This is a genomic window from Moorena sp. SIO4A1 (genome assembly GCF_010672065.1).
Taxonomy (GTDB): Bacteria; Cyanobacteriota; Cyanobacteriia; order Cyanobacteriales; family Coleofasciculaceae; genus Moorena.
In genome coordinates, this window is sequence record NZ_JAAHHX010000002.1 from 317,630 (window position 1) to 330,164 (window position 12,535).

General features: G+C 39.7%; 24 protein-coding genes and 1 pseudogene. 9 read left to right on the top strand and 16 right to left on the bottom strand.

The window, feature by feature from the left end:
• A partial coding sequence (locus F6K53_RS02285; protein ID WP_293079799.1) for a DNA/RNA non-specific endonuclease occupies positions 1–1,620 on the top strand: 1,620 nt, incomplete at its 5' end.
• Positions 1,621–1,685: 65 nt separating this feature from the next.
• Here the strand turns inward: F6K53_RS02285 and F6K53_RS02290 are convergent.
• The 3 genes and pseudogenes from F6K53_RS02290 to F6K53_RS02305 all read right to left on the bottom strand — a co-directional run.
• On the bottom strand, positions 1,686–2,381 hold the full coding sequence (locus F6K53_RS02290) for an IS4 family transposase (protein WP_293063920.1): 696 nt from the start codon (positions 2,379–2,381) through the stop codon (positions 1,686–1,688).
• Positions 2,369–2,824: a hypothetical protein gene (locus F6K53_RS02295; protein ID WP_293063918.1), complete on the bottom strand. Its 456-nt coding sequence runs from the start codon at positions 2,822–2,824 to the stop codon at positions 2,369–2,371. The genes F6K53_RS02290 and F6K53_RS02295 overlap by 13 nt, the downstream gene beginning before the upstream one ends.
• Before the next feature lie 322 nt (positions 2,825–3,146).
• Positions 3,147–3,428, bottom strand: a pseudogene (locus F6K53_RS02305) (XisI protein); the annotation flags it as partial.
• A 27-nt stretch (positions 3,429–3,455) separates the two neighbouring features.
• Here F6K53_RS02305 and F6K53_RS02310 point away from each other — a divergent pair.
• Complete coding sequence (locus F6K53_RS02310) at positions 3,456–3,779, top strand: type II toxin-antitoxin system HigB family toxin (protein ID WP_364300590.1); 324 nt, start codon at positions 3,456–3,458, stop codon at positions 3,777–3,779.
• The gene (locus tag F6K53_RS02315) at positions 3,754–4,137 is read left to right on the top strand and encodes a transcriptional regulator (RefSeq protein WP_293063915.1); all 384 of its coding nucleotides are present in this window, start codon (positions 3,754–3,756) and stop codon (positions 4,135–4,137) included. Before F6K53_RS02310 ends, F6K53_RS02315 begins: the two co-directional genes overlap by 26 nt.
• Positions 4,138–4,177: 40 nt before the next feature.
• On the opposite strand, the gene F6K53_RS02320 is transcribed toward F6K53_RS02315, so the two are convergent.
• The 4 genes from F6K53_RS02320 to F6K53_RS02330 all read right to left on the bottom strand — a co-directional run bounded on the left by F6K53_RS02320 (position 4,178) and on the right by F6K53_RS02330 (position 5,244).
• Positions 4,178–4,336, bottom strand: coding sequence for an element excision factor XisI family protein (locus tag F6K53_RS02320; RefSeq protein WP_293063912.1), 159 nt, complete (start codon positions 4,334–4,336; stop codon positions 4,178–4,180).
• The gene (locus F6K53_RS45680) at positions 4,287–4,406 is read right to left on the bottom strand and encodes an element excision factor XisI family protein (RefSeq protein ID WP_293064140.1); all 120 of its coding nucleotides are present in this window, start codon (positions 4,404–4,406) and stop codon (positions 4,287–4,289) included. Before F6K53_RS45680 ends, F6K53_RS02320 begins: the two co-directional genes overlap by 50 nt.
• Positions 4,407–4,515: 109 nt before the next feature.
• On the bottom strand, positions 4,516–4,902 hold the full coding sequence (locus F6K53_RS02325; RefSeq protein WP_293063909.1) for a PIN domain nuclease: 387 nt from the start codon (positions 4,900–4,902) through the stop codon (positions 4,516–4,518).
• Between the two features lie 63 nt (positions 4,903–4,965).
• Entirely contained in the window at positions 4,966–5,244 is a 279-nt protein-coding gene (locus F6K53_RS02330; RefSeq protein ID WP_293063906.1) for a hypothetical protein, read from the bottom strand.
• 222 nt (positions 5,245–5,466) lie between these two features.
• Between F6K53_RS02330 and F6K53_RS02335 the strand changes: the two genes are divergently transcribed.
• The 4 genes from F6K53_RS02335 (at position 5,467) to F6K53_RS02350 (ending at position 8,107) form a co-directional block, all read left to right on the top strand.
• A complete protein-coding gene (locus F6K53_RS02335; RefSeq protein ID WP_293063904.1) occupies positions 5,467–5,625 on the top strand; it encodes a hypothetical protein in 159 nt (52 codons plus the stop codon).
• Between the two features lie 170 nt (positions 5,626–5,795).
• Positions 5,796–6,131, top strand: coding sequence for a XisI protein (locus F6K53_RS02340; RefSeq protein ID WP_293063901.1), 336 nt, complete (start codon positions 5,796–5,798; stop codon positions 6,129–6,131).
• A 120-nt stretch (positions 6,132–6,251) separates the two neighbouring features.
• Positions 6,252–7,358 (top strand): hypothetical protein, encoded by a 1,107-nt coding sequence (locus F6K53_RS02345; protein WP_293063898.1) that lies wholly within the window; start codon positions 6,252–6,254, stop codon positions 7,356–7,358.
• A gap of 92 nt (positions 7,359–7,450) precedes the next feature.
• Positions 7,451–8,107, top strand: a complete 657-nt coding sequence (locus F6K53_RS02350) for an ankyrin repeat domain-containing protein (RefSeq protein ID WP_293024472.1) — start codon at positions 7,451–7,453, stop codon at positions 8,105–8,107.
• 326 nt (positions 8,108–8,433) lie between these two features.
• Here F6K53_RS02350 and F6K53_RS02355 read toward each other — a convergent pair whose 3' ends face one another.
• Positions 8,434–8,574, bottom strand: a complete 141-nt coding sequence (locus tag F6K53_RS02355) for a hypothetical protein (RefSeq protein ID WP_293039604.1) — start codon at positions 8,572–8,574, stop codon at positions 8,434–8,436.
• Between the two features lie 43 nt (positions 8,575–8,617).
• On the opposite strand from F6K53_RS02355, the gene F6K53_RS02360 reads away from it, so the two are divergent.
• Positions 8,618–8,959 (top strand): XisI protein, encoded by a 342-nt coding sequence (locus F6K53_RS02360; RefSeq protein WP_293024468.1) that lies wholly within the window; start codon positions 8,618–8,620, stop codon positions 8,957–8,959.
• Positions 8,960–8,994: 35 nt separating this feature from the next.
• Here F6K53_RS02360 and F6K53_RS02365 read toward each other — a convergent pair whose 3' ends face one another.
• From F6K53_RS02365 to F6K53_RS02400, 8 genes are all read right to left on the bottom strand, one after another.
• Positions 8,995–9,102: a type II toxin-antitoxin system YoeB family toxin gene (locus F6K53_RS02365; protein WP_293024466.1), complete on the bottom strand. Its 108-nt coding sequence runs from the start codon at positions 9,100–9,102 to the stop codon at positions 8,995–8,997.
• Between the two features lie 185 nt (positions 9,103–9,287).
• The gene (locus F6K53_RS02370) at positions 9,288–9,593 is read right to left on the bottom strand and encodes a type II toxin-antitoxin system prevent-host-death family antitoxin (protein WP_293024464.1); all 306 of its coding nucleotides are present in this window, start codon (positions 9,591–9,593) and stop codon (positions 9,288–9,290) included.
• Between the two features lie 624 nt (positions 9,594–10,217).
• The gene (locus F6K53_RS02375) at positions 10,218–10,352 is read right to left on the bottom strand and encodes a hypothetical protein (RefSeq protein WP_293063892.1); all 135 of its coding nucleotides are present in this window, start codon (positions 10,350–10,352) and stop codon (positions 10,218–10,220) included.
• 13 nt (positions 10,353–10,365) lie between these two features.
• Positions 10,366–10,716, bottom strand: a complete 351-nt coding sequence (locus tag F6K53_RS02380; protein WP_293024498.1) for a DUF5615 family PIN-like protein — start codon at positions 10,714–10,716, stop codon at positions 10,366–10,368.
• 2 nt (positions 10,717–10,718) lie between these two features.
• Positions 10,719–11,045 (bottom strand): DUF433 domain-containing protein, encoded by a 327-nt coding sequence (locus F6K53_RS02385; RefSeq protein ID WP_293024460.1) that lies wholly within the window; start codon positions 11,043–11,045, stop codon positions 10,719–10,721.
• Between the two features lie 135 nt (positions 11,046–11,180).
• The gene (locus F6K53_RS02390; protein ID WP_293063889.1) at positions 11,181–11,807 is read right to left on the bottom strand and encodes a type I restriction endonuclease; all 627 of its coding nucleotides are present in this window, start codon (positions 11,805–11,807) and stop codon (positions 11,181–11,183) included.
• Between the two features lie 25 nt (positions 11,808–11,832).
• Positions 11,833–12,075 carry a DUF433 domain-containing protein gene (locus tag F6K53_RS02395; RefSeq protein ID WP_293039601.1) on the bottom strand — a complete coding sequence of 81 codons (243 nt, stop codon included), beginning with the start codon at positions 12,073–12,075 and terminating at the stop codon, positions 11,833–11,835.
• Positions 12,062–12,247, bottom strand: coding sequence for an element excision factor XisI family protein (locus F6K53_RS02400; protein WP_366511313.1), 186 nt, complete (start codon positions 12,245–12,247; stop codon positions 12,062–12,064). Before F6K53_RS02400 ends, F6K53_RS02395 begins: the two co-directional genes overlap by 14 nt.
• Here F6K53_RS02400 and F6K53_RS02405 point away from each other — a divergent pair.
• Positions 12,218–12,415 carry a hypothetical protein gene (locus F6K53_RS02405; RefSeq protein ID WP_293024454.1) on the top strand — a complete coding sequence of 66 codons (198 nt, stop codon included), beginning with the start codon at positions 12,218–12,220 and terminating at the stop codon, positions 12,413–12,415. The two genes, F6K53_RS02400 and F6K53_RS02405, sit on opposite strands and share 30 nt — an antisense overlap.
• Positions 12,416–12,535: the final 120 nt, after the last annotated feature.

The following is a 12,535-nucleotide window of genomic DNA, read 5'->3' on the forward strand; positions in this document are numbered from 1 at the left end:
GTGGATGCCGTGAGTGCGATCGCATCTGGTGCAGTTGGTGGTGCAGCGAAGTTGGTAGAGAATGCTTTAGCGAAAGCTGTACCTGTGGTAATAGGGTTCTTGGCTTCCTTGTTGGGTATTGGTGGTTTGGCGAAGAAGGTTGAGAATATTATTGGTAAGATTCGCGAGCGGATTGACAAGGCGATTGATAAGGTGTTGTTGAAGGCGAAGGGGTTGTTTAAAGGGAAGAAGGGTAAGGACAATAGCAAAGAGAAACGAAAGGAAAAGCCAGATTCGCAAAAGCTTTTAAAAGACGTGCTAGGCATGGTGGAGCCTTATGAAAATAAATCGAATAAAAAGCACACACTTGACTTTGAACAGAAAGGTAAAGACATTATTCTTTATCGAAAGAGCATTCCCACTGACTTGAGGGAACATGTTAAGAATATTCGAGCTGCAATAAGCAATCCCGATCCGCAAAATCAACAAATAATCAAGAAATATAATGTGTCAGGAAGCTTGAATAAAATTGAAAAGGCCTTGACAAATGATATTGATCCTAAGATTGATGCCATTGAGAAATTCCTCACAAATTCTCAAGGAAGAACTACTAGTAATTTTGGTATTGATCATGGTAAAATAATTAAAGAAACGCTGGATTTTATTGCTAATTCCCTAGAAAATATTCCTGAAATTTATAAGGATGACAAAGGGAATCTATCATTCGTAGACAATACTTCTCAGGCACGGCCAAAATCAAAGGATGTTGACTTTGAAACGACTCCTTTAACTTTATCTGATGGGACAATAAGTAAAGATGGAAAAGTTATGACAGCACCTTTGCTGTCTATTAAAGGACCAAGTAATACTTCTGGAAGCCAGCCTACCTCGGCTGGGCGTTCAGTTTTATGGAAGAAACTCAGGCAAAAAGGTCGAACCATTGTATCAGCTCACTTGCTAAATCATCAGTTATTTGGGAAGGGCAATGACTCGGAGAACTTAACGCCTATTCCAAGCATTAAAAATAATCCAGAAATGGAAAAGAATATGGAGCGACATGCAAAAGATGCGGTTTTCAAAGAAAATAAGGTTATCAAGTATGTTGTGAAAGTCACCTATGGAAATAAAACCAGCGTATCAGCAACTGATACAGATGCTGGCAAACAAGAAAATGAACCAGGTGGAATTCCTGAAGACAAGCTAATTCCAACAAAAATTGAAGCAAAGCTCCATGAAATGGTACCTACTTCCACGGCGGAGGAGGATATGAATAAACCAGAAAATTGGACTCAAGGTAAAGAAATTAAGACTGATGATGTCAATATTGAATACACAACAGATCTAAAGATAGGTGAAGAAGGTGAGCAATTCAAAGCAGCAGATCTTGATGATCATACTTTAATGGCAGAAAATAAGATAGATGAAGAAGCAATAAATGCTATCACAGGAGCGATTCAAAAGGCTTCGGCAAACTCTGTGCAGATTAATACTCTAACACTGCTAATCAAATATATGGAATTACTAGAAAGGATTTCTCAGCCTGTAATCAAAGAAGTCAAGACAGCTCATGAGGAAAATAAGATTAAAATAAAATATGATGTAGAAAAAGCTAAAGATAATCTTAATGATGAGCAAACTTAAATATCAAATGATAATTAAATGGTCAGAATAAGATAATTGTTTTTTCTGACGGGGCGACATGAAAGCTACAAGGCAGACAGAACTTGCAATCTAGCCCTGAGACCCTTTAGATAATTAGGCAACTTATGGCGGTTAATTTGCATTAACTCCTGCACACATTCAGAGTAAAGTTGAAATAAATCAACCCACAAATGAGCATGAATACCAACATAAAAACTACTATGTCTACGGATATAACGTTGAGGTTCTCGCTGACGAACTAAGTATTTTTGTAAGCCCATATTGGAAAGCATACGTCCTTCTAAGCATGCGCTAGTATAGGCAATAGAAATTAGTACAATTAAAGTAGATAAGCGCTTGCTTGTCAGTTTAGTCTCTTCAAGATTGTAGCCACCAGTCTTGAAATCTCGAAACATTTCCTCAATGCCAAAACGTTTCTTATAAGCTCTAATAGCTAGTTCTAAGTTAGGCAGATTAGTTAACAGATACCAAGGTTCTTTAGCACTAAATTCTCGGTAATTTTTGCGCCACTTACCCGCCAGATTAAACGGACCAAAGCCCTTTTGATTAGTAAGATTTACGCCCTGAAAAAAAAGTTTCATTCCCGGAGATAATCCTAAGTTTTTCAAGGCAGTTGAGAGTTGGTGTTGACTGCTAACATTTGTGGATTGTTTCTGTCTCAAACAAAAGTCTACACCCTTGGCGGTGAGATACTTTCCTAGTTTGGGTGAGCAAAATTCTCTGTCTCCTAATACGACCACTTGATGCTCAGTAAATAAGGGGAATACTTGGTTGAGGACTTTTTGTTCTCAAGATTACTATTCCCTTTTTTGTCTAATAGTATCCAAGCTATTGGCAAGGCACGTTTTTGCAAAATTAGACTCACCATCAAGATGTTTACCAATCCCCAACTCGTTCTATCTATGGCTAAATATAACGTCTTTTCTTCACAAAAAACTTGTTTTAATAATAGCTCTACACAGGGGAGCCAGCACTTTTCGATAGTTAGTTGTTCTAAGTCTAAGAATCTTTGTAGTTTTTTTATTCTACTCTCAAATAAAATCGGGATTGGTAGTGCTTGTGCTAGCACTTCTAATTTGACATTTTTGACTTTTTGCAGTATCCCTATTACCAGCATTAAGACTAAGTAGTGGGCTCTCGATAGTTGCTTTTCTAGGTGTGAGGTGTACAATTTAGCTATCATTTTTGTTTGATGGGGTCGCGGTGAGAATCTCTCTCATCTTTTCTGACCCCATTTTCTCAGATTTCAGTCCCACTGTGCTTTTCAACTTCCATGTCACCCCTTCAGTTGTTTTTTAGTTGGTTTCCCGGACTTACCCGGACAACAATGGCGGACTCATGGAGAAACTTATGAAGAAGCAGTTAAGAATGGAACTGAAGCTTTAGAATCTTTGGTAATAGCCTATCAAGAAACAGGTGAAACTCTTCCGGAACCAACTATTAATAAGGCAGCATAGTTTAATTTCCTGGGGAAAAACTATCAAGAAATACTCTCATCTAAGCCCCTAAGCAATTGCAAATTCGGTATATTGTCTAACATGAGGTGGATGAAATGCCAAAACAATCTCCTCTCGTAGTATTCCTTTCTGTAACAAATCTGTCGCCACCCCATCCTCTGTCCAATCTTCCTCAATCCAAATCTTGTCATCCTTCAAACGGATATGAATCATCACACTCTTAATCCGTTCATCTTTGTGCCAACCCATCAGCAGCAAAAGGTAATGATTGTGTACTTTATCAAAAGCTAAAACACTTTCCGTTGTGGAACCAGACTTTTCATTGATCTGATGATACTCTGTGTTAAATAATGAAGTTTGATTGTTAAAACCATGCGGGTGATTAGTCGGAGGAGTTTACGAGAATTTTGGGAAAAGCACTCAACAGCGAGAAATAGCTTATTATTATGGTATGAAAGAATCACTCAACCTTCCATTGAGAATTTTGCCCAATTGCGTCAATTATTTCCTTCTGCTGATTTAGTTGGCAACTTTACCGTTTTTAATATCAGTGGTAACAATTATCGCTTAATTACTTACATTGACTACCAAGCACAAATTATTTTTATTCGTGCTGTTTTAACCCACGCAGATTACGATAAGGAGAATTGGAAAAATGACGACTGGTTTAACAAGTCCTAGCCATTATTACCTCAATTTGCTCACAGAATTTGCACCTCGTCCTATCACCAATGATCTTGAATTAACGGCAACTCAACAAAGAATTAACTCAATACTAGACAAAAACAATCTTAATCAAGATGATCGAGATTATCTAAGAGTATTAGGAATGCTAGTCTATGATTATGAAGAAAAAAACGAGCAATTCCCTCAGTTAAATGATCAAGAACTATTACAAACCTTAATGGAAGACTACAATTTGAAGATATCGGATTTTTTAGTAATTTTCCAGCAAGAACAAACAATACTAGACATATTAAACGGAAAACGTCAACTAAATTCTCAAGAAGCTATTAAATTGCGATCGCTGATCTTGTAACTAGCAGCCCATTGCTCGATCAAACCCACCAAAACCAATTCTATGCCACTGCATACCCAGTATGTTCACGAATCTCACGGGGATGGAAAGCCAGAACAATCCTATCCTTCGGTACTCCTGAAGCAACCAATTCCTCCGTGATACTATCTTCAATACCGTCGTACTTCAATACCGTCGTAGTGAATCCAAATTTTACCATCGCGGATTTGAGCATGAACAATCGTACCATATACACGGCGATGATTTTCCCAGCCTTCATGGAGCAGCATAAAATAATTGCGTTCGCACAAGCGCGGAAGCTTCGCTTCATCGCGCCCCACGTGACCTACGGTCAATCGCCACTGATACTCACATAGGTTGTTACATCACCGAATATATCTAAGCTTGTGAAGCAACACTTTGGGGATTAACACTTATAATCTCATAAAAACGTTTGAAGTCATCAATGTTAAATGTAAGTAAATGTGTAATTTTATGAGTTACCATCGCAGCGACTAAACGAGCATCATGTACTTGTTTTCCCTTAACCTGATGTTTAATAACAATACTTTCCCACTCAGCCAAAATCCCAGGAGGATCAGGATATAGTACAAATAGTATCTTGATTTTATCTGTTGCTTGTGAAGCTTCATCAATAGATAAACCTAAACCATTATTGCTAATTGGTCGTGTAGCAACAGCCCAAAACTCGATAAGATTCTGTGGAATAATACATACATAAGGAAACACCTTGTCTTCTAAGTATAAAAATCGCTTTTCGAGCATCGGGATGCATCGGGCTAGTCTTCTGCACCAAACGCAGCAAAACATTTGTATCCACCAAATAGCTCATAACATTTCTTCTTCTCTTGTGTAGATACTTTCTCGGTCAACTGCTGTATCCGCAAGTGGCGGTGCTACAGTAAAAGCTGGACTATTGATTAAATCCATCAATTCCGAGTTCCATTCTTGATCGGTTGCTGTTTGATATAAAGATATTGGTTTTTGGTTAATCAAACTATCTTCAATTACAGATTCAAGATAGGTGTCTAATGATAAACCTTTGGCAGCAGCTTGAGCAATTAAACGAGCCTCTACTTCTGGTTTAAATTGAAGCGTTATAGTCATTTTTTTATAAATAATGAAATTATTTTCCAGGCATTACCATTATAACTGAAGTTACCCATACACGTGTACTATCAATACCTCAAAGCTTACCTTTGTAAAAAACCTACCCTTGTAAGGACTGTGGTACCCGGGCGCGGGAAGTGTAGGAAGTGTGGGAATTTTTGCCCGAATTTGTGCCTAATTCCAAAATTCAGTGCACCCTCTTGCCGTGGAACGGGCATCTTGGCCGTTTCATTTCCGGGCAGGCAGGATGCCCATCCCACTCCTATTCATTTCCTAATTCAGCAACGCCACTTAAAGAGCGATCGGCGTTCGCGCAGCGTGACCTACGGTCAATCGCACTTTCGATCCCCTTGGACTATACGCGATCGCGTAGCGTGACCTACGGTCAATCGCTTTTAGCGGCTCCTAGGTCGCATCGCGTAGCGTGACCTACGGTCAATCGCTAACCTAACCCAGAATAACTCAAAACTCTAAAGTAAGTCCATTATTGTATAATAGTTTTGTATCAAGATTTGCAGAGATTGCTTATCTTAAGAGGTGATGTTAGAATGGAAAAAATAATTCAGTATCGCCAATACATTAAACAACTTCTGAGTGATTATGCCAGTAAAAGTCCATCTGATCAAGATGTTGAAGCTGCCTTAATTTTTGACTCAGACCACGACCATTACCAAGTTGTCTATACTGGCTGGAAGAATCGTCAACCCATGTATGGTTGTGTTCTACATTTCAGCATCAAAAATGCCAAAATTTGGATACATCATGATGGAACTGAAATTGGTTTTGCCAACGAACTCGTCAAATTGGGAGTACCAAAGACTGATATTGTACTAGCATTTCAAGAACCTGCTGTACGTCAATATACTGAGTTTGCCGTTAATTAGAGTAAAATGGTGTCGCTACAAAGAGGGTAAGCATATGCGCTACTTGAGATGCTACTTGAGGTGCTAATGGGCTACTTGAGATGCTACTTGAGGTGCTAATGGGCTACTTGAGATGCTGGGATGGAGAAAAGCGTGGAAATATTCCAGGTATTACGCGATCGCGGACCGATGGGACTGTGGGAACAGGTTAAGGAACAGTTCAACGACCTGAAACAAACAGTCATCGAAGAAATCAAGAGCATGGTAGTTACCCAGGTGATCACCGCCGGGGTGAAGTGGGTTCTGAGCTTGTTAAATCCAGCATCAGCTTTTGTCAAAGCCGCCATGGCAATCTATGACATCATCATGTTCTTTATCAATCGCGGTAGTCAGGTGCTGGAATTGGTAAATGCAGTTGTGGATGCCGTGAGTGCGATCGCATCTGGTGCAGTTGGTGGTGCAGCGAAGTTGGTAGAGAATGCTTTAGCGAAAGCTGTACCTGTGGTAATAGGGTTCTTGGCTTCCTTGTTGGGTATTGGTGGTTTGGCGAAGAAGGTTGAGAATATTATTGGTAAGATTCGCGAGCGGATTGATCAGGCGATTGATAAGGTGTTGTTGAAGGCGAGGGGGTTGTTTAATGGGAAGAAGGGTAAGGGGAGTAAGAATGAGCAAAGTAAAGAAAAAGTAGTTGAAGCCGGACTTAGAGACTTACATGTTGAAGAGAATAAATATTTAAAGAACAATAAAATAACTAAAGCTAATGCAATGAAAGCTGCCAAGATTACAAAGAATAAACATCCTATATTCAGCTCTATCACAGTTATTGATGGGGGAAAAGATTGGGATTATGATTATACAATTCGAAGAAGTAAAAGAGAAGATGGCAAAAAAAAAGCGGAAAGAGATAGAAAACATTCAAATCAGACTTGTGAAGATGAAGTCCTTGAGAGACTCCAAGAGGAAAAAGATGCAATTTGTGGTTCTATACCACTGCCTAAGTGTAAGCCAGCTTTGGATAAGCTAAAAGCAGGGAAAAAACTCAAAGGAAGATCAGTCAAAGGAATGACGAAAAACCATGTTATTAACAGAATTATAATTATACAAGAATGTATTGATAAAAGACAACAAATACAAGATGAATGCTTTGGTGGAAAACCGGATCAAAGACATGAAGATGCTATCAATCAAATGAAGAATGCACTGGAAAACTGCCAAGAGCTATTAGACAATTATGGAGATTATATATAGAGAATATTTTTAGCTCAAGCCTTGAACGTTACTATTAATCTCAAGTATTGAGTTTACAGTAGTTTATCATAATGTTATTTTGGTTAATTAAAATGAACAATCAAGATATTTTTGATATAATTCGAGACCATGATGATAGTAATCTTGCGAAAATGATTGAACAAGGCCTCGACGTTAATTTTTACATGCCTAATCCCCCTTTCTGGACTCCCTTACAAGAAGCGATAGATGAAGTGGATTATGGAGGAAAAATAGAAATTGTAAAACTTTTGATAAAAGCCGGAGCTGATGTCAATGCTTGGAATCTAGACCGGGATTCTCATCCATTACTCATGGCTATGTGGGGCGGCCACAAAGATATAGTAAGCTTACTATTGAAAGCGGGAGCTAATCCTAATGTCAAGGATAATGAAGGCAATTCTCCTCTGAGATGGAGTGTAGAGGAAGAAAATATAGAAATGGTTCAACTGCTCCTTAATCACGGAGCAAAAGACACAATCAATGAAGCTGGCGGATTTAGTGGAATGAATGCATTAGGGATCGCGGTAAGTAAGCTGAATATTCCGATAATTAAAACGCTTCTCGATCGAGATGCCGATCCCGAAGTAATTGATAACGATTACCGAAAACCAATAGAAAGGCTGCCGAAGAATGCAGACACTGAGATAAAAGAGAAAATCACAAGATTATTGGTGCGTTACGGCGCAAAAGAGCCAAATGTCTCTTACCTCAAGCAAACAATCCCATGACACACTCTAGACATACCTCATAGTATGGTGGTAGGCGTTCAGCTTAGTGCGATCGCGAAGCGTAGCCCTTTGGGCTAATCGCTGATCTTGCTTTGGTGCGCCCTTCGACAGCGTAACGCACCAAAGCAATCGAATCGATAACGGTACTAACGCCCGCAAAATAGCAAAATGTTCCTTATATTGACCAAACAAGTGCCTGAAGCACCCTACTCATCACTATGGTTTCCCTTTGCTAGCGTAAGCATCCCGCTCACTATTGAAGGATAAATGAAAATTACTCATATATAGCGCTACGCGCCAGGCAAGAGGCAAGAGGCAAAAGTTGACTACAACAGCTTTTGAGCATGTATCAATGTCCTAAATTTAATGGGTAGTGCTATACCAAAGGGAACAGGGAACAGGGAACAGGGAACAGGGAACAGGGAGTAGGGAGTAGGGAAAAGGGAACAAAAATTCTCACAATTCATTTAGGATTGGTATATATAATCCTGTTGAAGAGGTAATCATCCAATGGAAAAACTAGAAAAGTACCGATTATTCATCCGCCAGCTATTAACTAATCATGCCACCTTAGAAGCGAATAATCCAAATTCAGAGATTGAGTGTCAACTTATTTTTGACACAGAACATGACCATTATCAACTTCTAGATATCGGCTGGGATGGACTCAAACGAGTTTACAACTGTTTCATCCATTTAGATATCAAAGATGGTAAAGTTTGGATTCAGCGAAATATGACAGAAGCTGATTTGGCGCAATATTTGGTGGACATGGGTATACCAAAAGAGGACATTCTTCTCGGTTTACATCCCAGTTATAAACGTCCTTACACAGGCTACGGAGTGGCTTAGTAGTGGATTAATTGACAATAAAATATAACAAAACATCACTCATAATGATACCGACAAGCCAGAAAATCAATCTGACTACTTCCCACCCGATAAACCAGCCGATGTTCCAAATCAATGCGGCGTGACCAAATATCTGCATCCATATACTTTAATGGTTCTGGTTTACCAATGCCCTCAAATGGATTGATTGTCCATTACAGCAGTAACCAAATCCAAAATTTTCGACGCCACTTTAAAATCATGCTTGAACCACCAAGCCAAATCTTCCTTAAACCTAGAACTAAAACCAGGACTGCGATTAACCACAACTGGCTTTACTTGATCCAATTCAGCCTTTTTCTTCTTCTTCTTGCTCAATTCCCAACTCAGAGTAAAGTTCTTCAATGGTTTGAGGTTTTATTTTTCCAGTCTTAGACTCCTCAATTGCATCCAGCAGGCGAATTGCATTGCTAGGGGTTCTTAACAGATAAACCGTCTCTACTAAACTCCTCAAATCCGATTCTGTAATCAAAGCAACATTCTCCCCATCACGACGATTGATGATATATACCTGATTATTTTGTGCAACTATATCCAACAACTTAAATAAGTTATTTTTAGCATCATTTTGAGATGTAATCTCGTAATCAAACATCAGTTTATGTACAGATTTACGTACATATATTATATCACTTATTCCAAATCAAGCAACGTAAGCATTCAGCCATCAGCCGTCAGCCGTCAGCCGTCAGCTTATTGTATTCAAAAGCTGATAGCTGATACGCGACACGCTGATAGCTGATACGCGACACGCTGATAGCTGATACGCGACACGCTGATAGCTGAAGACTTACCTAGCAACAGATGCTTTCCTTGAAACCAAAACCTGATCTGACTTTATGAATTGTAAATTGTTATGAGTAATCATACTGAAAATTTACCTTTAGACAAAGAGTTAACCTTAAGCGACTCCTGCAATCCCTTAACCATTTCCACAACTTCAGGTGCGACCCGTGGCGAATTTAATTCTTAATGGTAAGAGCGCACCTACCTATCCCTCAGCAAACAAAGTGCAACGCTAAGCAATTGCAAATTCAGTGCGATCGCCCCTAGGTTGGGTTGAGCGAATAAATATTTTTGAGAAAACCTATCGATTTGATAGCAGAGCGGAACCCAACATCATCTCTTATTTTACCTGAATTTGTTGGGTTTCGTTGCCTCAACCCAACCTACAATACTACAATACATTCCCAAAATGAAGAAACAACAAGGCAATGTTTCAACAAACCCTACTTACCAGTGCGATCGCATAATCTTGTAGGTTGGGTAAAGCTTTCGCGAAACCCAACAGGGAGAATTGGTGTTGGGTTTCACTTTTGGTGGCTTTCGATAAATTTTTCAGGTGTTTGATCAACGCTTTGCCACAATTATTGTGATAAATTAGGAGGTTGTACTCGATAAACTCGAATAAGTTTACCTGCGAGAGTTTCTAATCCATTTATCGCCTGATCAATATTCATTACCATTCTCTGGCGATCGCCATCATCTACGCAAGCAATAATTCCGCAATGTTCCTGATTTAAACGATGTAAACGAAAGAAATCACGGCGATTTAAAGTTAATACTGCGCGATTTTGGTTCACAGCAAAAGCTAATACTGCTTCATCGGATAAACCCTGATTACCAGCTTCTTGGACTGTTAAAACATCATGTTCTAAAGAACGAAGTAATTCTACTACTTGTCTAGGAAACTGCTCATCAGCATATAAACGAACCATCATTAATCTGCCTCATTTTCTTGGATTGCAGTGGCAACTTCCTCAGGATTAACTTGGGCATAGATCCAAGCATTCGCTAAATCAATTGCTGTTAATGTAGGATAGTCATAGAGTAGTTGAGACTCGCTAATGCCTAGATTACGGGCATTTACCAATACCCAAACAGGAATACGAGTTCCAGCAATACAAGCATCACCACCACAAACGTTTCTGGTTTTGGTTATTCCACGCCAGTTTTGGTTCAAACTATGGGCTAAAAGGTGAATTGCTTCTGTTTTCTCTGTGGGAGATAGAGCAAGTAATTGGGTTTCTAGTTGTTTGATAGTCATAGATATTACTTAGGGTTTGCTGAAAAAGTCTTTTGGTATGGGTAGGAGTCAGGAGTTAGGAGAAATGGGAATTATACAGGAGGTAGTCGGAATAATTGTCCCTTGATTTTTCATCCGCTTCGCTAACAGCAATCTCTAGTTGTCGGAAAATTTGTTGGTTTTTAACTTCTTGAGAATAGTCGCAACCTCGTAGAGCTTATTTTGCCGAGACAATAATGAAAACGCATCAGAAAAATCGTATACTTTATCCTTCAACTTGCAGAAGATAAAATCGCTGCCATTCGTTACCATGCCAAAGCTTGGTTGTCGTGGTGCAGCACTCATATAGGCTAAACACTGTGGTAAAGCAATATCCGCCGCAAACTTAGATCGTTTAGCTTCTACAGTCAGTATCCAAACAAGATCGCGAATCACCAATACATCTATCCGACCTCGATAAACTTCATTGTGTTCTTCCACCTCCAGACTGATAGGAACCTCAGATTGTACGAAAAACGGAGGCTCATGAAATTCTAACCGTTCCAGCAGTGGTGCAACAATAGATAAAAGCACCGTTCCTTCAGTTAAGAGACCAGCATTGTAGTAATTATGATATCGCTGCCGGAGACGGTCCAGAAAAGATTTATCATCATCTAATATCTCAATAGAGGATACCTGCCATTCTGAAAAAAACGATTCATCAGTGGCGCGACATAACCCCAAGCGCTCATGTAATGCTTGAAAGCTTGAAATCGTTTTCTCGATTGCCAGTAGTCTACTCATACAGAGCGATTGCTATGGAATTTATTCATTGTAGCTTTTTATGATGAGGCATTCCTATGGGAATTTCTTCCGGAGGAACTCCCATACGCCAGGTTTCAACAACTGCCCTCACAGGAGTTCGAGTCCCCTTAATGATCGGTTCATTATTGAGAATCTGGTCATCTCGAACAAAGTACAGGTAATCAGTAACCTGAACCATAAACACAAAAGAAACCGTACTATTTTCCTTAAGCCTAGCCCTTCCAAAGCAAACACTATCCAACCCCATACCCAGTATGTTCACGAATCTCGGGGGGATGAAAAGCAAGAACAATCCTATCGTTCGGTACTCCTGAAGTAACTAATTCATCCGTGATACCATCTTCAATACCGTCGTAGTGAATCCAGATTTTACCATCGCGGATTTGAGCATGAACAATCGTACCATAGTAAGCATTCAGCGGTCAGCGGTCAGCGGTCAGCCGTCTGCTTTGTGGCACAGGCTTTGGCCTTGGCCAAAAGGCCACGCGGGGCGCGTTTGGCCACGCTGTGCGAACGACGCTGGGACTTTTGTGACTATTAAACAAATGGTTACCTGTTTTATTCAAAAGCTGAGAGCTAATAGCTGATAGCTCTGAGCTAATCACTGAGAGCTGAGAGCTGAGAGCTGATAGCTGATAGCTTACGTACCATATACACGGCGATGATTTTCCCAGTCTTCATGGAGCAGCAGAAAATAATTGCGATCG